The sequence below is a fragment of the Pseudomonas sp. MYb60 genome, assembly GCF_002979555.1.
Taxonomy (GTDB): domain Bacteria; phylum Pseudomonadota; class Gammaproteobacteria; order Pseudomonadales; family Pseudomonadaceae; genus Aquipseudomonas.
Genome location: NZ_PCOZ01000008.1, coordinates 197,917 through 216,514, shown reverse-complemented (window position 1 = coordinate 216,514; position 18,598 = coordinate 197,917). Strand labels below are relative to the sequence as shown.

The following is an 18,598-nucleotide window of genomic DNA, read 5'->3' as shown; positions in this document are numbered from 1 at the left end:
CGTCATGAACCTGCATCAGTTTGCCGAAACCCACGACGTCACCAACCAGCCTCCCTCCCTGGACGGCGTCAACTTGTACCGTGTCGACTTGCCCCTGCAAGACTGGTCGCGCCGCTTCGGCGCCGGCTGGGCCGAGGCGCGCATCGATGCCTACGGTGGACTGGCCGGGGGGCCGTTGATGGCGGCGGGGTTCCTGGCGAACCAGAACAAGCCGGTGTTCAACAGCCATGATCGCTACGGCCATCGCATCGACCTGGTGGAGTTTCATCCGGCCTATCACGAACTGATGCGCGCGGCGGTTGAACACGGCTTGCCGTCGCTGCCCTGGGCTCATCCGCAACCGGGCGCTCACGTGGCTCGCGCGGCCATGACCTATTTGCACAGCCAGGCCGAGGCCGGCACCGGTTGCCCGCTTACAATGACGTTCGCCTGTGTGCCGGCCCTGCGGTTGCAGCCGGATCTGGCCAAGACCTGGCTGCCGAAAATCCTCAGCACTGAATACGACCCACGCAACGTCGGCATCGCCCACAAGGCCGGGGCCACCATCGGCATGGCCATGACCGAAAAACAGGGCGGCACCGACGTGCGCGCCAACACCACCCGCGCCTACCCGGTGGGCGCCGGCGGCCCTGGCCAGGCGTATGAACTGGTGGGCCACAAATGGTTCTGCTCGGCGCCGATGTGCGACGCGTTCCTGACCCTGGCCCAGACCGACAAGGGCCTGAGCTGTTTCCTGCTGCCCCGGCATCGTCCGGATGACACGCGCAACGAGTTCTACATCCAGCGCCTGAAAAACAAACTCGGCAATTGCTCCAACGCCTCCAGCGAAGTCGAGTTCCGGGGCGCCCTGGCCTGGATGATCGGCGAGGAAGGCCGGGGCGTGCCGACCATCATCGAGATGGTCGCCATGACCCGTTTCGATTGCATGGTCGGCTCCAGCGCCCTGATGCGTCAGGCATTGACCCAGGCCAGCCATCATTGCGCCCACCGTACGGTCGGCGGCCGCGTTCTCAGCGAGCAACCGCTGATGCAAAACGTGCTCGCCGACCTGGCCCTGGAAAGCGAAGCCGCGCTGGCCTTGAGCATGCGCATGGGCCGCGCGCTGGACCACCTGGGCGATGAGCGTGAAGCCAAGTTCGCCCGGCTGGTGACGGCGGTGGGCAAGTATTGGATCTGCAAGCGCGCGCCGGCGATGATCAATGAAGCAGCCGAATGCATGGGCGGTGCGGGGTATGTCGAGGACAGCATCCTGCCGCGCCTGTACCGTGAGGCACCGGTGAATTCAACGTGGGAAGGTTCCGGCAACGTGCAGTGCCTGGATGTGCTGCGGGCCTTGTCGAAAGAGCCGGGGGTGCTGGAAGCGTTGTTCGTGGAGTTGGGGGATGGGCATGGGGACACACGACTGGCACGGCATATCGAGCAGTTGAAGTCGGCGTTCATGGACACTCAGGACATCCAGTACCGCGCGCGGCAGCTCACCGAAGACATTGCCGTGGCGTTGCAGGCCAAGCTGTTGCTGGAAGCCGGCCATGCGGCGGTCAGCGATGGGTTTATCGCCAGCCGGTTGGGCGAATCGTCTGGGCGGGTATATGGCACCTTGCCACGCGGGGTGGATGTGGAGGCTATCGTCGCTCGCTCCACCCCCACTGTGTCTATGTAAATGTGGTCCAACTGTGGGAGGGGGCTTGCATTCCAACTCGGGTGTTTATGTGAGCCCGGGATACAGGCAAGATAAAGGCCTGCACGTCAGAACACAGGATGCTTACCGTGACCGAAGCTTTTGTTGTCGTTCAAACCGCCGAGGAAGCCGTGGACCGGCTGGCGGCCCTGCATGAGCGGGCCACCGGCGCGCTCAATCAGGCCCTCAAGCAATACCTCAAGGACCGCGTCGAACCCGACGCCGAACAACGCGCGCTGTTTCGCTACCCGGAACTGCGCCTGACCTACCATTGCCACGGCGAAGTCCCACAGACGACCCGGGCGTATGCCAAGGTCCAGTTGCCGGGGACCTACAGCGTCACCGTCACCCATCCCGCCGCTTTCCGTAAGTACCTGCTGGAGCAACTGGTGCCGCTGATGCACGACTTCACCGTGACGGTGGAGGTCGGCGTCAGCCAGCAGAACATTCCCTACCCCTACGTGGTGGAGCAGGGCGACGAACTGGCCGGCTCCGGCGTGACCGCCGCGACCCTGGCCCGTGTGTTCCCGAGCACCGACCTGTCGGCTGCCACCGATGGCATTGCCGACGGCCTTTACGACTGGGAAAACACCGACCCGCTGCCTTTGGCGCTGTTCGATGCGGCGCGCGTGGACTTTTCCCTGCGGCGCCTGGTGCATTACACCGGCAGCGACTGGCGTCACGTGCAGCCGTGGATTCTGCTGACGAACTACCACCGCTATGTCGACCAGTTCATCCTGCACGGGCTGGAGCAACTGCGCAGCGACCCGCGCTTTATCCGCATGGTGCTGCCGGGCAACGTGGTGATCGACAAGAACATGGACCACGGCGAAGCCTCGGCCATCGCCGCCGGCGTGGTGTGGCATCGCTACCAGATGCCGGCCTATCACTTGCAGGCCACGGACGGCCACGGCGTGACCCTGGTGAACATCGGTGTCGGCCCGTCCAACGCCAAGAACATCACCGACCACCTCGCCGTGCTGCGTCCGCATTGCTGGCTGATGATCGGCCACTGCGGTGGCCTGCGCCAATCGCAGACCATCGGCGACTACGTGTTGGCCCACGCCTACATGCGCCGCGACGGGATTCTCGACCGCGTGGTGCCGCCGAACATTCCGATCCCGGCCTTGGCCGAAGTGCAGTTGGCGTTGCAGCAAGCGGCGGCCAATGTCACCGGCGAAAAAGGCGAAGAGCTGAAAAAGCGCCTGCGCACCGGCACCGTGCTGACCTACGACGACCGCAACTGGGAACTGCGCTGGGCCCAGGAACGGCCACTGATCAACTTGTCTCGCGCCGTGGCAGTGGACATGGAAAGCGGCACGATTGCCGCCCAGGGTTACCGCTTGCGGGTGCCTTACGGCACGTTGCTGTGTGTGTCGGACAAGCCGCTGCACAGTGAAATCAAGCTGCCAGGTTCCGCCAACGCGTTCTATGAGCGTGCGGTGAGCCAGCACTTGAAGATCGGCATCGAGGCGGTGGATTTACTGCGCACCGAACTCAACTCGCTGCATTCGCGCAAACTGCGCAGCTTCGACGAGCCGCCGTTCCGCTAAGCGGTTGGGATGGTCATTTAGCGGTCAGGCCACTAGCATTGTGGGTCCTGACCGTTAGATGTTTCTTAGCCATGTCCCGTCCCACTCGTCCCGATTCTCGCCGCCCTGGCGTGAAACCTCCGTATTCCGCTGCGCGCCGCGTTGCCAAGGCACCGCCGGCCGAGCCGAAGTTGATCCTGTTCAATAAGCCCTTCGATGTGCTGACCCAGTTCAGCGACGAAGGCGGGCGCGCGACCCTCAAGGATTTCATCGACATCCCCGGCATCTACCCGGCCGGCCGCCTGGACCGTGACAGTGAGGGCCTGCTGCTGCTGACCAACGATGGTCAACTGCAGGCGCGGATTGCCGACCCCAAGCACAAACTGGCGAAAACCTATTGGGTGCAGGTCGAGGGCGAACCCAGCGAAGAACAACTGCAACGCCTGCGTGACGGCGTTGAGCTCAATGACGGCATGACCTTGCCCGCCGAGGCCCGCCAATTGGACGAACCGGCGTTATGGCCGCGCAACCCGCCGGTGCGGTTTCGCAAGAGCGTGCCCACGTCCTGGCTGGAACTGGTGATTCGTGAAGGGCGAAATCGGCAGGTTCGGCGTATGACGGCGGCAGTGGGGTTGCCCACCTTGCGCCTGGTGCGTGTGCGAATTGGCGATTGGTCAATCGACGGCCTGGACCAGGGCCAGTGGCAGGAAGTGCCGGCGCGCCTATAGGGCGCCGGACTCGATCAGGCCGATCACCACGCTCTTGATGATGAACGCAGCCACGCCCAGGCCCAGCACGAAAAACAGGATCAACGAGCCAAAGCGCCCGGCCTTGGACTTCTTCGCCAGGTCCCAGACGATAAAGCCCATGAAAATGATCAGGATGCTGACCAGGCCGGTCATCATCCATTCTTCGAAGAGGGCGGGGTCGATGTTGTTCATGGGGGGCTTCCGACGGGGCAGGCGGGCAAGTATAAGGCAGCTTGGCAGGCACAACATTGACCTGAGTCGAAGTGCAGCCCCCTCCCACATTGGATGTTCATTGATTTCAAGTGCGCAGGTGGGTCAGGGGCAGTTCAGTGCTGTTCAATACTTGGTTGAGCACAAAACTCGACCGCACACTGGTCACGCCGTCGATGCGGGTCAAATGCCCCAGCAGCAATTTCTGGTAGTGATCCATGTCCGGCACCACCACTTTCAACTGGTAGTCGGCGTCCATCCCGGTCACCAGGCTGCATTCAAGCACCTGGGGCAGGGTGCGGATCGCCGCCTCGAAGTTCTCGAAACGCTCCGGTGTGTGCCGGTCCATGCCGATCAGCACATAGGCGGTCAGGCTCAGGCCGAGCATCTTGCGGTCGAGCAGGGCCACCTGACGGGAGATGTAGCCGTCGTCCTCCAATTGCTTGACCCGGCGCGAGCACGGCGAAGGCGACAGGCCGATGCGTTCGGCCAGCTCCTGGTTGGAGATCCTCGCGTCGCGCTGCAATTCCGCCAAAATACTCAGGTCGTATCGGTCAAGCTTGCTCATTGGGTTGGCCTTTGTCGTAACTATTGCGATGAATTATCCATGAAGGGTTAAAAATTGCGCAAGCACTGTTTATTGACGCAATCTTCGCAATCATCTGTCGGGCGTGGGCGGGTATCGTTATCAACAGAATCACCGCCTGGACAACAGTCCACAGCAGCGCGCCCAATCAGGCCCGTTGCGGCCGCCACCCCAGCAGGGTTGAGCCGGCCTCCAGGCTGCACACTGCCCAGAAGGCGGCGTGAGGTGAGCCAACGCCACAAGCGTTGAGCCAGGACGAAGTTCTCAAGGGGTGGCCGACGGGTCACCCCTTTTCTTTTGCCTGCGTTTTTCTGCTGCAAAAATTGTTCTCGTGACTGATAACCTGTCTCAGAACCGGGCGAGGCTTTTCCAGTCTCATTGATAAGCCCTAATCCGCAGTGAGGAATAGCATGAAGCGCATCTGGCGTTTGGCAGGTGTAGGTTTGCTGATGGTCACCGTTGGCGCCCAGGCAGTGGCCGACGAGCGTGATAACGCGCCGCGCCCTGAAGGCGGTGGTCAGCATGAGCGGGGGCAGGGCGGCGGGCGCCAGCCGGGCAATGAGGCGCCGCGCCAGCAGAATAATGCGCCGCGGCCGGACAACAATCAGCCTCGCCAGCAGAACCAGCACTTCGAGCAGCGCAGCGGCCAGAACGGCCAGTGGCAAGGCCGGCCGCTGGGCAATGAGCAAAACCGACCGGTGCAGCCGCTGCAGCCGTCGAACAACCTGCCGATCCAGGGCCGCCCCGATACCGTGCGCCAGACCCAGGAACCGCGCCAGGGCAACTACCGTGACATCCCGCGCCGTAACGACGGCAACCCGCATTGGGACGGCGGGTCTCGGCCCGGCAACAACGGCGGGGGCTTCAACACCAACCGTCCTGGCGACAACCGCTGGCCCGGTCGCCCCGACGGCCATGGCAACGGCTGGGGTCCTGGCCCGCAGCATCGCCCAGGTTATGTGATCGACCGTTTCCCCGACCGCAATTACCGCGTGCCCTACCGTGGCCAGGATTACTTCTATTCCGGCGGTTATTGGTATCGCCCGCAGGGTCCGCGCTATGTGGTGGTCAGGCCGCCTTACGGCATTCGTGTGCATTACCTGCCGGACTACGCGCGTGAAGTGTGGATCGGCAGCGCGCTGTTCTTCCTCGCGGCGGGCTCTTATTACACCTACGAAAGCAGTTCCCAGCAGTACGTGGTCGTGCAACCGCCAGCCGCCGTGCCTGCGCCGCAACCCGCGCCGCAGGGCAACGGCTATGACGTGGTGGCCTATCCCGCCAACGGCCAGTCACCGGCCCAGGTGCAGCAGGACGGCTATGACTGTTATCGCTGGGCGGTTCAGCAAAGCGGCTTCGACCCGCAGCAAGTCACCTACGCACCGGCCCCGGCGGTGGTGCAAACCTACCGCCAGGCCCAGGGCAACTGCTTGAGCAGTCGCGGGTATCAGGTGCAGTACTAGGCCTTGTTGCCCGTGACCACTTCCCGCGGGTCGGCGTGCACCAGCACTTCGGCACGCGGGTAGGCTTTATGGATGGCATCGGCGGCTTGATCGCTGATGCCGTGGGCCACCGATAAGGTCAACTCTCCCGGCAACTCCAGGTGCAGTTGCACAAACCAGTGGCTGCCGGAAATGCGCGTGCGCAAATCGTGCGCGCCCAACACCCCCGGCACGCTTCGAGCCAGTTCCAGCATGTGCTGGCTGACGTCTGGCGGCAGCTCTTCATCCATCAGTACCGCAAAGCTTTCCCGGGCGATCTGGACCGCGCTCCACAGGATGTAGGCCGCGATGCCCAGGCCGAACCATGCGTCCACCTGATGAAAGCCAAACCCCGCCACGACGAGCGCGACCAGAATGCTGCCATTGAGCATCAGGTCCGAGCGGTAGTGCAGTGAGTCGGCGCGCACGGCGTTGGAGCCGGTCTCGCGGATCACCCGGTGTTGCAGCACCAGCAACGCGACGGTCAGTGCCAGGGAAAAGATGATCACGCCGACGCTCAACCATGGCGCGCCTACCGGTTCAGGATGCTGAAGCCGTTCGTAAGCCTGGTACGCGATCAACACCGCACTGCCCCCGATAAACAATGCCTGGGCCATGCCCGCCAGGGATTCCGCCTTGCCATGGCCGTAACGGTGATCGTCATCGGCCGGACGCAGGGCGTAGTGCACCGCGAGCAAGTTGAGCAACGACGTGACGCCGTCGAGCAAGGAATCGGTCAACCCGGCAAGCATGCTCACCGAACCGCTGAACCACCAGGCGATGGCCTTGGTGACGATCAGCGCACAGGCCACGCCCACTGACGCGCGCGTGGCCAGGCGCAGGAGCCTGGCATGTTCGGGACTGCTGGTCATAAGCGGCTCAAATCCTTAAGCAGCGGGTTGCAGGCCCAAGGACGCCAATTGTTGCACGCTGCCCTTGAACTGGATCATGCGTGGGTCGTCCAGCGGCAAGGTGCGGCCGGTCTCTTTCTCGATGATCGATTGCAGTTTGGCATTGTCGACCTTGCCGTCGGCGCCGATGGCTTGCTGGAGTTTTTCTGGCGCGACCTGGGCAGTCTTGCCCGGCTCGAAGTAGATGGCACCGGTGGCGAAGTCCACCCCGAAGGCGATCAGGCCGGGAATGACATAGAACAGCAGGCCGATGGCATCGAGCACGGCGATGGTCGGGTCGATCTTGCCGTCGATCTGGCCACGGCGGTCCGGGTAGAAGATCGAACCGCAGGCGGTCAATTGGCTCAGCAGGGTGACGGCGAGGACACCGCCGATGACACGGGAAGCGATACGCATGGGGGGAATCTCCTGAACATATTTGGGGTGACTATAAGCCAGATCTACCAGGCGACACTGAACCAATGTGGGAAGGGGCAAGCCTCCTCCCACATTGAATAATGTTCACAGCCCGGCTCAGCGTTGTTTCTATGACCAGCGTCGGCACTCAGCCGTTCGCCGTTATACTCGCCGCTCTGCTTTGGAGCCAGTATGAATTCGTTGCCCATCGATGATGTTTTACCCGCCCTGCGTGACGCCTTGGCGACGCGCCATGAGGCCGTGCTGGAAGCCCCCCCCGGTGCCGGTAAAACCACCCGCGTGCCCTTGGCGTTGTTGAACGAGCCGTGGCTGGCCGGGCAAACCATCCTGATGCTCGAACCGCGCCGTCTCGCCGCGCGCGCAGCGGCTGAACGCCTGGCCAGCGAGCTGGGGGAAAAGGTCGGCGAAACCGTGGGCTACCGCATCCGACTTGAAAGCAAGGTAGGCCCGCGCACCCAGATTGAAGTGGTCACTGAAGGTATTCTGGCTCGTCGCCTTCAGGATGATCCTGCTTTAGACGGTGTGGGCGTGGTCATCTTCGATGAGTACCACCTGCGAAATCTGGACTCTGATCTTGCATTGGCCCTGTGCGTCAGTGCTCGTGAGCTACTGCGTGATGAGCCGCCACTTAAGTTGCTGCTGATGTCTGCAACTTTGGAGGGCGCTCGGCTTTCAAAACTGCTGAATGACGCACCGGTGATCACAAGTGAAGGGCGGATGTATCCGGTCTCAACAGTTTGGGGTAGCCCATTTCAGCCGGGCGAGCGAATCGATTCGCGAGTCACGGACACCTGCTTGGCCGCCATAAACGAACAGCCGGGAAGCGTTCTGGTTTTCCTCCCAGGGCAGGCAGAGATTCGGCGGGTAGCTGAGGTGCTCAAGGAGCAGTTGAGCAGTCGTCCAGAGGTGATCGTATGCCCGCTGTACGGCGACCTCGACCTGAATGCACAGCGAGCCGCGATAGACCCGGCACCCAAAGGCTCCCGGAAGATCGTACTGGCCACGAACATCGCCGAGACCAGCTTGACCATCGAAGGCGTCAGGGTGGTGGTGGACAGTGGGCTCGAGCGAGTGCCGAAGTTTGATCCTCGCAGCGGGATGACTCGGCTCGACACACAGCGTATCTCGAAGGCCAGCGCTACTCAGCGAGCGGGGCGAGCAGGTCGATTGGAGCCAGGTGTCTGCTATCGCCTTTGGTCTGAGTCGCAGCACGAGCAAATGGCCGGCTACAGCACCCCTGAAATCCTGCAGGCAGATCTTGCAGCTTTGGCACTCCAGTTGGCCCGGTGGGGAATGACACCAGAGGAGATGACCTGGCTCGACCACCCTCCCTCAGCTCCCTTCGCACAAGCCAGAGACCTGCTGAAGCGCCTAGACGCACTTGATGCTGCTGGGCAGCTCACACCGCACGGAGCGGCGATGAGCGCGCTTCCAGCGCATCCACGGATCGCTCACCTTCTCATCAAAGGTAACGCGATGGGGCTTGATGACTTGGCTTGCAATATCGCCGCGCTGCTGGGTGAAAAGGACATCCTGCGTGGAGCAGGTGCCGACCTTCACACCAGGCTGAGTGCATTGTCAGGAGAGCACCATTCACGCCGAGGTGGTAGCTCTTTTCAGCGAGTCAAGCAGTCTGCCCGGCAGTATCGATCCCTGCTGCGCGCAAGGGCCTCCAGTACCGTCAACGAGCCTGATCATCCACGATGGGTAGGTTGCCTACTGGCATTTGCCTACCCTGATCGAATCGGTCGCCAGAGGCGTGCGAGTGCATCTGAATACCGTCTCTCCAACGGGCGGGCTGCTGTGTTCTCAGAGCCCGATGCCCTCACCAAGCATGAGTGGCTGGTAGTGGCAGATCTGGGGAGCCGGCAAGGTCAGCGTGAGGAGCGAATTTACCTGGCGAGTGACCTGGATCAGGCCCTCTTCGATGATGTGCTGTACGACCATGTAAGGTCAGTCGATGAGGTTGAATGGGATGAGAAGGAGGGGGTGCTTAAGGCTGAGCGGCAGCTGAAGGTGGGGCAGTTGGTGTTGTCCACAGCGCCTTTGCCAGGTCTTGATGATCAAGCCCGTTCGCTCGCCTTGGTCAACCTGGTGAGGCGCAAGGGCATCGAACTCCTGCCTTGGAACCCTGAGTTGCGGCAGTGGCAAGCACGGGTCGATCTGCTCCGTCAGTTGGATATCCAGAGTGGCCAGTCCGCTAGCAAATGGCCTGATCTCAGTGATCCCAATCTCTTGGACACACTGGAAGAGTGGCTGACACCATACTTGGGCAAAGTCACCAGGCTCAGTCATTTCAGCCAGTTGGATCTGTCTTCGATAGTCAGAAATCTCCTGCCTTGGCCGCTTCCACAGGCGTTAGAGGTTCAAGCACCGCAGACGATTCAGGTGCCTTCTGGTTCGAACATCCGCATCGACTATTCAGAGTACCCGCCAATCCTTGCTGTGCGACTACAGGAGTTGTTCGGGCTGACCGAAACGCCTCGGATTGCTCAGGGGAAGCAGCCCCTGACACTGCATTTGTTGTCGCCGGCTCGGAGGCCTGTACAGGTCACCCAAGATCTTGCCAACTTCTGGCGCAGTACCTATGTGGAGGTCAAGAAAGACCTCAAAGGTAGGTATCCAAAGCATTTTTGGCCCGACAATCCTTTGATCGCAGAAGCGACAGCTAGAGCCAAGCCCAGAAAGCCATGAGTGTGCAAGTAATCCCCAGCCTTTTCGGCGGCTGGGGTAATTACCAGAAGGTTTAGAACCGCAGTAGGCTCATTCTCTGGGGCAGAGCTATCTCTACAGGCGCCTCACCGTCCTTGTACCCCATAAGGTAAAAGACTTATCCGACCGGTTGTGGCTGATGCTTCGGATCTGATTCATCTCTAGACACCCACATGCTACGGACAAGTGGCTTTGTCACCGAGTACGGCGACGGTTTTGCCGCCACTGCTGGTGGCGTCGCCTAAACAAATGGGTTGTTTCATTGCGTGACTCCCGGCGCACCAAAGAGGAAGGGATCGGCCCAGCGGGTTTTGGCGTTTTGGGCTTTGGTGGCTTCGTCCGGTGGGCGGACCATTTGTACGGTGGTGCTGCCATCGCTGCCGTTGTAGACCACGGCGCTGGTGCCGCCGTCGAGGTAGCTGGCCATGCTGGCGAGGTTGATGGCGACCAGTGCGCTGCTGACGCCGGTATTGCCCAGGCGACGGCCCAGGTCGTAGCCTTCTTCGACGTTGCCCAGTTCGATGCCGGTGCCGTCGGTGTTCAGGCCGTGCAGGGCGTTGTTGAGGGCGATCAGGCCGTCGATGTTGTCGGTGCTGTCGTAGAACACTCGCACTGGGGCGGCGCCTTCGGGCAAAGTGTTCATGGCTTTGAGCCAGGCGCCTTGCAGCGCTTTGACCTGGAGGGCGGGCTTGAGGATTTTGCCGCTTTCGTCGTTCATCGACACTTTTATCGGGCGGTGCAGGTAACCGAGCATGGGCGCGGCGTCGAATTCCTTGACCTGATGTTCGGCCCAGCGCACGGGTAGCCAAGGTGTGGGTTCGAAACGGCCGGGGCCGCGATTGCTGAGGGTTTGCCAGAGTTCGGGGAGTTGGGCGTGCCAGTAGGCGCTGGACATGGTGCCGGGGCCATTGGGGGCTTTGAATCCTTCGGCACGTTTTTCTGCTTCGTAGGCTTTGCGAAACAACGGGGAGTGTTTCCAGTAAAACGCCCATAACTTGCCCATGTCGGTGCGCTTGTTCTGGTTGTCCTCTTCCTCATTGGTGGCGAATGGGCGCAGGTATTGATCGACCCGATCCGAGCGCGAGACCAGTAAACCGGTCATGGCCTCATAGACTTTGGGTACCGCATAGCCATCCTGCATCCCTGGTGTTCCGGTAACCCGAAGACCGTTGCGCGTCGTATCGCCATCTTCGCTAACGATCTAAAAAATCCCGCGATCAACGCGGGATTTTCAAGTAGGCCATCAGTTCAGGTGAGCCTTCAATTCACCCGCCGCCTGGCGCATGGCTGCTTTGACTTCAGGAATATTGCTCAGTGGGTTGAGCAAGCCGTAGTCATGGATCATCCCGTTGTAGCGCACGGTCGTGACTTCCACACCGGCGGCATCCAGCTTGCGGGCGTAGGCCTCGCCTTCATCGCGCAGTACGTCCAGGCCAGCGGTTTGTACCAGGGCCGGTGGCAGGCCGGTCAGTTGGGCATTCGTGGCCCGCAGTGGCGACGCGTAGATCTCGGCGCGTTGCTTGGCGTCGGTGGTGTAGCTGTCCCAGAACCAATTCATCATGTTCTTGGTGAGGAAGTGGCCTTCGGCATATTGCTTGTAGGACGGGGTGTCGAAGTTAGCATCGGTCACTGGCCACAGCAGCAACTGGAAGCGCAGTTTCGGTGTGTTCTGTTCCTTGGCTTTCAGCGCCACCACTGCCGCCATGTTGCCGCCGACGCTGTTGCCGGCTACCGCCAGACGGGTGCTGTCGACGTTGATGTCCTTGCCATGTTCAGCCACCCAGCGGGTGGCGGCGTAGGCCTGGTTGATCGCGGTCGGGTAGTGCGCTTCTGGCGAGGGGGTGTAATCCACGTACACCGCGACGGCGCCGGAGCCTACCACCAGGTCACGGATCAGACGGGCGTGGGTCGGATAGTCGCCCAGTACCCAGCCGCCGCCGTGGAAGTACATGAACACCGGCAGCTCACCCTTGACGTTGGCGGGGCGCACGATGGTCAGCTTGAGGTTCTGGCCGTCGACCTTGATGGTCTTGTCGCTGACTTCAATACCGGACATGTCCACTTTCACCGAGTTCTGCGCACCGGTCAGCACTGCACGGGCGTCCTTGGGGCTCAGTTGCTCCAGTGGACGACCACCGCCGGCGGCCAAGGCGTTGAGAAACGCTTGAGTCTGATGCTCGGGCACGGCGTTGTCAGCGGCGTAGGCGCTGCCGATGGACAGGGCGAGGAGGGTAGTGGTCAGTGCTTTTTTGAAAGTGTTCATGTCGTTCGGGCTCACATTAAGTAGTGGAATGGGGGTGGCCGCTTCAGCGCCTCTGGCTGTCTGCGTGCTGGCTTGGGAGTGAATTTACGGCCTAATCGAGTGAGCGACAATTAGGCTGGATTGAGATTCATTGTCCCCTTTGCGGGGACAATTTTCAGCTACTGCGCGGCGGGCAAAAGGAAGCGCGCAGTCACCGGCAAATGGTTGGAGATGCGCAAGGTATCGTCCTGGCGAACCCTGGCGTCCACGCGCTTGATGCGCGGACTGTAGAACAGGTAGTCGAGGGTGCGGTCCGGGCCATCCGCGCGGGGGGCATTGGGGAAGTGGGTCAGCCATTTTTCACGGTCGATGCCGCTGGACTGGCTGTTGCTCGGGATCATCGGGTACTTGTCCCACAGCAGGTGCAGCTCGCTGTCCGGCGAATACTGCCCGCGCTTGCCCGCCTCCAGGCGCAGGTATTGGCCGAGGGGCAGCAGGTTGAAATCACCGCCGATCAACCAGGGCGTACCACGGCCCTCGAATTTATCCAGCAACCGCGCGGTGGTCTTGATCTGTTCTTGCACGGCGCCGCGTCCGGGGCCGTCGCCGTCCAGGCGGGTGTTGAGCACCGCCAGTTGGCCGCCGTCGCTCAGCGGCAGGTAGGTCAAGAGCAACGCCGGCTTGGGCTGGAACTGGCGGCTGAGGATATTGGCGGGCGGCACCGGCAGTTGCAGGCGCTCGGCGTGCTCGATCTGGTAGCGACTGAGGGTCACCAGCTTGCGCCCGACGCTGCCGAAGATGTGCAGGTCGGGCACGAAGTCGGCTTTCCAGTCGAAGGTCTGGACGCTGCACGGGTAAAGGTCGGCAACGCGCTCCTGCAACAGCGCGAACTGATCCTGGTAGTGGGACGGCTTGGCGTTTTCGTCGAGTTCCTGCAGCAGCAGGATGTCGGGTTGTTCGTCGCGGATCACCCGCGCCACTTCGTCGAGGCTGGCGGCCATGTCTTCCACGGTGGGGCGCTTGTCCGGGCCGCTGCCATCGGTGGTGTCGTACCAGAACACGTAGTTCTTGCCGGCCAGGTATTGCACGTTCCAGGTCATGACCTTGAGCGCCTGCCCCGGTAGCAGCGTGGGCGCACGGGGCGCGACACAGCGCACGGGCAGGATCTCTTTGGCGGCGGGGCGCCAGGTCAGGCTGTAGATCAGGGCGGCGAGCAGGCCTGCGACGATCAGCAGGCCCAGCAGGGTGATGCGCAATAAACGGGTCATCGGCTCGGCTTATGGCGTTTCGGGAGTGGCACGGAGCATATCACCGCGCGTCGGCGTCGCCACCGATCAGCATGAATAAACGGAACAGCACCACGCTGGTAAACAGCTGCAGGAAACTGTGGGCGCTGTCCATGATCAGCCCCAGGAGCGGCGCCGGCTCCGGGTAGGCCGCGACGCTGGCACCCTTGAGCAGCCACAGCGGCGTCATCACACACAGCAGGCACACCAGGATCCGCCAGAAATGCCCACGGCTCAGGCGCAGGCTTTCCTTCATCGCCTCTAGCGCCGTCATCCCGCGCAACACCAGCAGGTACTCGGCAAACGCCAGCACCACCATCAGGAACAGGCCGGGCAGGAAATACAGCGACAGCCCCAGCAGGATCAGCAGCGTACTCATTGCCGTCAGCAGTGCGAAGCGCGGCCACAGGGTCAGCGCCATGGCCCACACATCCTTGGTGCGCGGCGACTCGCCACGGGTGCGGGCGTCGAGGAACAGAATCAACGCGCCGGTGTACAGCGGGTACACCAGCAAGCCCACCACCACGCTGTAGCCGGGGAATGCATCCGGGCCGACGCTGTGGTTGAGCACTTGTTGCAGCAGGGCTTCAAGAATCACCAACGGCAAGCACAGCTGGACGATGGCGCCCAGGTTGTGGAGGGTGAAACGGAAGGAGTCGCGCAGTACGTCTAACGGATTCATCAAGTTCATCGCAGGCCTGGAAGCAAGGGCAACACTTTAACCGATCATGACCGTAGGTGAGCAAACGTAAACCTTGAGTAAAGACCATTGAAACAACTCGTAACACCCCAATAACTGTCGGTACCCAGACCTGCATCGCAGGCGGGCCCATGATTTTTACCGGCAATCTAACGAGGTCGCCATGAACAGCGAAGAGCAAACCCTGATCGATGGACTGTTTTCACGGTTGCAACAAGCCGAAACGGACTCAGCCCCCCGCGACGCTCAGGCCGAAGCGCGGATCAAGGACCACCTGACTCGCCAGCCGGCCGCCGGGTATTACATGACCCAATCGATCCTGGTGCAGGAACACGCGCTCCAGAGCCTCGACGCGCAGAACAAGCAGCAGGCGCAGCAGATCCAGCAGTTGCAGGATGAACTGCAGCGCGCCAAATCCGCCGCGCAACCTGCGCCCTCGAGCGGCGGTGGGTTTTTGTCGGGCCTCTTTGGCGGTGGCGGCTCCCGTGAGCAACCGCCCACCCAGAGTGCACCGCCGTCGTCTGGCGGTTGGCGCGAGCCGGCGCGGCCTTCGTTCGGCCAGCAGCCTGCGCCGCAACAGAATTATCAACAGCCCCCGGCGGCCCCGGCGGGCAGCGGCTTCCTTGGCGGCGCGATGAAAACCGCCGCTGGCGTGGCCGGTGGTGTGCTGCTGGCCGAAGGCATCAGCAGCCTGTTCCATCACAACCAGCAGCCGCAGGTCGTCGAAGAGATCATCGAGCAACCGGCACCGGCCAGCGATGCAGGCGGCTGGGGCAATGACGACCAGAAGTACGCCGGCAATGACAGCTGGGGCAGCAACAACGCCGACAGCTTTGCCGACAGCGATTATGCCGACGATACCTCTTCCTTCGGCGACGACGATTCCTTCGTCTGACACACCCTGGCCGGGGCGCTCAATCGCCCCGGTCTGATTTTTTCCGGAAACTTTCTCGCGGCTGGCATACTGGCACCCTTTCCGGGCGCTGGCGCCTGGCAGTCATGGGGAAATGCGGTGAAGAAAATTGCAGTGTTCGCCGATGTGCAAAACCTCTATTACACCGTCCGCCAGGCCTATGGTTGCCACTTCAACTACGCTGCGCTGTGGGCTGATATCAGCGCGCGCGGGCAGATCGTCGAGGCATACGCCTACGCCATCGACCGTGGCGACAGCAAGCAGCAGCAGTTCCAGCAGATCCTGCGCAACCTGGGCTTCACGGTAAAACTCAAGCCCTACATCCAGCGCAGCGACGGCTCGGCCAAGGGTGACTGGGACGTGGGCATCACCATCGACATCATGGACGCCGCCGACCACGTCGACGAAATCGTCCTGGCCTCCGGCGACGGTGATTTCGATATGTTGCTCGACCGCGTTATCCACAAGCATGGCGTTGAAGCCGTGGCCTACGGCGTGCCGGGGCTGACGGCCAACTCGTTGATACGCGCCGCCAGCCGCTACGTGCCGATCGAAGGCGCGCTGCTGCTCAAATAAATTGTTGGACGGAGTTGGAACAGGTTTGGAACGTATAGCGGTCATCGACTTTGAAACCACCGGCATCACCCCGAGCAGTCGCTGCCGGGCCACGGAAATCGCGGTGGTCATCCTCGAGCGCGGCCAGATCGTGGACCGCTACCAGAGCCTGATGAAAACCGGCGTGCACGTGCCCGCGTTCATCGAACAACTCACGGGCATCAGCAATGCCATGCTGCGCGCCGCGCCGCCGGCAGAGCGGGTGATGAACGAGGTTAACGAGTTCGTCGGCACCACGCCGCTGCTGGCGCATAACGCCGCGTTCGACCAGAAGTTCTGGGATTTCGAACTGGGCCTGATCCGCCGCACCCGCCTGCAGAAATTCGCCTGCTCGCTGCTGCTGGCGCGGCGCTTGATGCCGTCGGCGCCGAACCACAAGCTCGGCACCTTGAACACTTACGCCCAGCTGCCCCATACCGGCAAGGCTCACCGGGCGATGGCGGATGCGGAGATGGCCGCCAACCTGACGGCCCACCTGGCCCAGGAACTGCGCGGGACGCATGGCTTGCGCGAACTGTCCCACGACCTGCTGTGCACCTTGCAGAAAGTGCCGGCGGCGAAGATCAACGAGCACCTCAAGAAACATCGAGGGTTCTGAGCCCGAGCCCGATTTTCAAACTCAATGAAATTCAAATGTGGTGCTCATCGAGACTGTGTGCAATCCAACGCCTGATCCACCACCACCTTTGCCATCTCCACCAGATGCATCACTGCCCGTTGCTGCACATTCGGTGTTTCTCCCGATGAGTGCGCCGTCTCGATCGCGCAATGCAGCAAGTCCGCCGCACGGGCCAGGGCATCTTCGAAGCTCAGGTTGTCATTCAGGATCAAGGTGGGCGCATCCGGCGCGGATGCTTTGAGGTAGTAGTCGATGGCTCGGCGGTTGAGCAGGGCGTCTTCGCTGAGGAGCTCTTTGTTGGAACGGGGTCGATCGGGTGTGACTTTGACCCTGTTGTAACTTCTCCGTCAGGTTAAGAAGCTGCAACCGTTCGCTTGCCCGCGCTAGCGGAGGTTCAGCCGCCACTTTTCCCATTGCCCTCCAACTGCCCCAACGGCACCCGCCGCTCTATCGCACTCGACAAAATAATCGAGGTCTTGCTGAAGCCAAACTTGGCCACCCGGTTGATCAAGTCTTCCAACTGCGGCATCGACCCCACTGCCGCCTGCATGATCACGCACGGATCGCCCGTGACACGATGGCATTCGGTCAGTTCGGGGATTTTGCTCAGTTCGTCGTAGACCTTCTGGCTGCCATGGTTGGTCAGGCGCAGTTCGATCACGCACTGGATCGGCAAATCGACTTTGGACAAGTCAACCTTGGCTTGATACCCGGTGATCACCCCACTGGCCTCCAACTTCGCCACCCGCTCCGCCACAGCCGGGGCGGAGAGATTCACCTTGCGCGCCAATTGCGCGTAGGACGCGCGCCCGTCTTCGAGCAGGGCACTGAGGAGCATGCGGTCGTATTTGTCCATGATAAGGCTCCTGTTGCGTGTGGCTTTCGAAAGCATGGTTTATAGCCCTCACAACCATGCTTTGAAAAGTGTATGGGCGGTTTAAACAGGTTTTGTAACTTATGTTTAATGACCTGCCTTTTTAGAATAAGCATCCTTTCTCCTGCCATAGAGCCACCCAATGCCTGGCCCACGTCGTTTTCCCTTACCGTTGATCGCCGCTTTTTTTGCGTTGTATGTGATTTGGGGTTCCACCTACCTGGTAATCCGCATCGGCGTGGAGTACTGGCCGCCGCTGATGCTGGGCGGGATTCGCTTTCTGGCGGCGGGCGCGGTGATGTATGGCTTCCTGCGCTGGCGTGGGGCGCCGGCGCCGACGTGGGAGCAATGGAAGGCCGCCGCCAAGATCGGCATTTTGCTGCTGACCTTCGGCAATGGCGCAGTGAGCGTGGCCGAGCACACCGGTGTGTCTTCCGGCGTAGCTGCGTTGGCGGTGGCGACGGTGCCGTTGTTCACGTTGCTGTGCGGTTATTTCTGGGGCGCGCGCAATACGCGGCTGGAGTGGGCGGGCGTGATCCTCGGGATGATCGGCATCGCCATGCTCAACATGGGCAGCACCTTGCAGTCGAGCCCGATGGGTGCGGCGCTGTTGCTGTTTGCCGCGGCGTCGTGGGCGTTCGGTTCGGTGTGGAGCCGGCGCCTGCCGTTGCCGCCCGGCGCGATGGCCAGCGCAGCGGAAATGCTGGTGGCCGGCGTCACGCTGCTGATCGCCAGCGCACTCACCGGCGAGCACCTGCAGGCCATGCCTCCGGTTGAAGGCTGGCTGGCCCTGGCCTACCTGGCCGTGTTCGGTTCGATCATCGCCTTCAATGCCTACATGTACCTGCTCAAGCACGTGCGTCCGGCGGCGGCGACCAGTTATGCCTACGTCAACCCGGCGGTGGCGGTGTTGTTGGGGATTGTGTTCGTCGGCGAGACCATCGGCCTGGAGGAAGCCCTGGCGATGCTGGTGATCATCAGTGCCGTGCTGCTGATCAGCCTGCCCCAGTGGCGCAAGCCGAAGCCGGAAATAAGGTAAACTGCGGCCCATTGCGTTCCTTGCGCTGAATTTTCCT

18 protein-coding genes and 2 pseudogenes are annotated in these 18,598 nt (G+C 61.8%); 9 read left to right on the top strand and 11 right to left on the bottom strand.

Annotation, left to right across the window (positions count from 1 at the left end):
• Window positions 1–4: 4 nt before the first annotated feature.
• The 3 genes from CQ041_RS16035 to CQ041_RS16025 all read left to right on the top strand — a co-directional run bounded on the left by CQ041_RS16035 (window position 5) and on the right by CQ041_RS16025 (window position 3,938).
• Complete coding sequence (locus CQ041_RS16035) at window positions 5–1,660, top strand: acyl-CoA dehydrogenase family protein (protein ID WP_105523409.1); 1,656 nt, start codon at window positions 5–7, stop codon at window positions 1,658–1,660.
• Between the two features lie 98 nt (window positions 1,661–1,758).
• A complete protein-coding gene (gene amn / locus CQ041_RS16030; RefSeq protein WP_163002655.1) occupies window positions 1,759–3,231 on the top strand; it encodes an AMP nucleosidase in 1,473 nt (490 codons plus the stop codon).
• Window positions 3,232–3,302: 71 nt separating this feature from the next.
• On the top strand, window positions 3,303–3,938 hold the full coding sequence (locus CQ041_RS16025) for a pseudouridine synthase (RefSeq protein ID WP_105523407.1): 636 nt from the start codon (window positions 3,303–3,305) through the stop codon (window positions 3,936–3,938).
• Here CQ041_RS16025 and CQ041_RS16020 read toward each other — a convergent pair.
• Together CQ041_RS16020 and CQ041_RS16015 are read right to left on the bottom strand one after the other, a co-directional pair.
• Window positions 3,933–4,142 carry a DUF2788 domain-containing protein gene (locus CQ041_RS16020; protein WP_105523508.1) on the bottom strand — a complete coding sequence of 70 codons (210 nt, stop codon included), beginning with the start codon at window positions 4,140–4,142 and terminating at the stop codon, window positions 3,933–3,935. The genes CQ041_RS16025 and CQ041_RS16020 overlap by 6 nt on opposite strands.
• 115 nt (window positions 4,143–4,257) lie before the next feature.
• On the bottom strand, window positions 4,258–4,737 hold the full coding sequence (locus CQ041_RS16015) for an Lrp/AsnC family transcriptional regulator (RefSeq protein ID WP_105523406.1): 480 nt from the start codon (window positions 4,735–4,737) through the stop codon (window positions 4,258–4,260).
• A 428-nt stretch (window positions 4,738–5,165) separates the two neighbouring features.
• Between CQ041_RS16015 and CQ041_RS16010 the strand changes: the two genes are divergently transcribed.
• Entirely contained in the window at window positions 5,166–6,215 is a 1,050-nt protein-coding gene (locus tag CQ041_RS16010; protein ID WP_105523405.1) for a DUF6515 family protein, read from the top strand.
• Here CQ041_RS16010 and CQ041_RS16005 read toward each other — a convergent pair.
• Together CQ041_RS16005 and CQ041_RS16000 are read right to left on the bottom strand one after the other, a co-directional pair.
• Window positions 6,212–7,105 carry a cation diffusion facilitator family transporter gene (locus tag CQ041_RS16005; protein WP_105523404.1) on the bottom strand — a complete coding sequence of 298 codons (894 nt, stop codon included), beginning with the start codon at window positions 7,103–7,105 and terminating at the stop codon, window positions 6,212–6,214. The genes CQ041_RS16010 and CQ041_RS16005 overlap by 4 nt on opposite strands.
• Before the next feature lie 15 nt (window positions 7,106–7,120).
• On the bottom strand, window positions 7,121–7,540 hold the full coding sequence (locus CQ041_RS16000) for a polyribonucleotide nucleotidyltransferase (RefSeq protein ID WP_105523403.1): 420 nt from the start codon (window positions 7,538–7,540) through the stop codon (window positions 7,121–7,123).
• 192 nt (window positions 7,541–7,732) lie between these two features.
• Between CQ041_RS16000 and hrpB the strand changes: the two genes are divergently transcribed.
• On the top strand, window positions 7,733–10,255 hold the full coding sequence (gene hrpB / locus CQ041_RS15995) for an ATP-dependent helicase HrpB (protein ID WP_105523402.1): 2,523 nt from the start codon (window positions 7,733–7,735) through the stop codon (window positions 10,253–10,255).
• Window positions 10,256–10,452: 197 nt separating this feature from the next.
• Here hrpB and CQ041_RS26840 read toward each other — a convergent pair.
• The 5 genes and pseudogenes from CQ041_RS26840 to CQ041_RS15975 all read right to left on the bottom strand — a co-directional run.
• A pseudogene (locus CQ041_RS26840) lies at window positions 10,453–10,536 on the bottom strand (PAAR domain-containing protein); the annotation flags it as partial.
• Window positions 10,533–11,474, bottom strand: a pseudogene (locus CQ041_RS15990) (hypothetical protein); the annotation flags it as partial. The pseudogenes CQ041_RS15990 and CQ041_RS26840, both read right to left, overlap by 4 nt.
• Window positions 11,475–11,516: 42 nt before the next feature.
• Window positions 11,517–12,536, bottom strand: a complete 1,020-nt coding sequence (locus CQ041_RS15985; RefSeq protein ID WP_105523400.1) for an alpha/beta hydrolase — start codon at window positions 12,534–12,536, stop codon at window positions 11,517–11,519.
• A gap of 158 nt (window positions 12,537–12,694) precedes the next feature.
• Window positions 12,695–13,783 (bottom strand): endonuclease/exonuclease/phosphatase family protein, encoded by a 1,089-nt coding sequence (locus CQ041_RS15980; protein ID WP_105523399.1) that lies wholly within the window; start codon window positions 13,781–13,783, stop codon window positions 12,695–12,697.
• 40 nt (window positions 13,784–13,823) lie between these two features.
• Window positions 13,824–14,483, bottom strand: a complete 660-nt coding sequence (locus tag CQ041_RS15975; RefSeq protein WP_105523507.1) for a YciC family protein — start codon at window positions 14,481–14,483, stop codon at window positions 13,824–13,826.
• Window positions 14,484–14,664: 181 nt separating this feature from the next.
• Here CQ041_RS15975 and CQ041_RS15970 point away from each other — a divergent pair, with 181 nt between their 5' ends.
• The 3 genes from CQ041_RS15970 to CQ041_RS15960 all read left to right on the top strand — a co-directional run bounded on the left by CQ041_RS15970 (window position 14,665) and on the right by CQ041_RS15960 (window position 16,627).
• On the top strand, window positions 14,665–15,396 hold the full coding sequence (locus tag CQ041_RS15970) for a DUF2076 domain-containing protein (protein ID WP_105523398.1): 732 nt from the start codon (window positions 14,665–14,667) through the stop codon (window positions 15,394–15,396).
• A gap of 117 nt (window positions 15,397–15,513) precedes the next feature.
• A complete protein-coding gene (locus CQ041_RS15965) occupies window positions 15,514–15,990 on the top strand; it encodes an NYN domain-containing protein (protein WP_057024475.1) in 477 nt (158 codons plus the stop codon).
• 25 nt (window positions 15,991–16,015) lie between these two features.
• Window positions 16,016–16,627, top strand: coding sequence for a PolC-type DNA polymerase III (locus CQ041_RS15960; RefSeq protein WP_105523397.1), 612 nt, complete (start codon window positions 16,016–16,018; stop codon window positions 16,625–16,627).
• A gap of 44 nt (window positions 16,628–16,671) precedes the next feature.
• Here CQ041_RS15960 and CQ041_RS15955 read toward each other — a convergent pair whose 3' ends face one another.
• A complete protein-coding gene (locus CQ041_RS15955; protein WP_105523396.1) occupies window positions 16,672–16,920 on the bottom strand; it encodes a DUF3077 domain-containing protein in 249 nt (82 codons plus the stop codon).
• 122 nt (window positions 16,921–17,042) lie between these two features.
• A complete protein-coding gene (locus tag CQ041_RS15950) occupies window positions 17,043–17,504 on the bottom strand; it encodes an Lrp/AsnC family transcriptional regulator (RefSeq protein WP_105523395.1) in 462 nt (153 codons plus the stop codon).
• Window positions 17,505–17,664: 160 nt separating this feature from the next.
• On the opposite strand from CQ041_RS15950, the gene yedA reads away from it, so the two are divergent.
• Window positions 17,665–18,561: a drug/metabolite exporter YedA gene (gene yedA / locus CQ041_RS15945; RefSeq protein WP_105523394.1), complete on the top strand. Its 897-nt coding sequence runs from the start codon at window positions 17,665–17,667 to the stop codon at window positions 18,559–18,561.
• The last annotated feature ends 37 nt before the right edge of the window (window positions 18,562–18,598 follow it).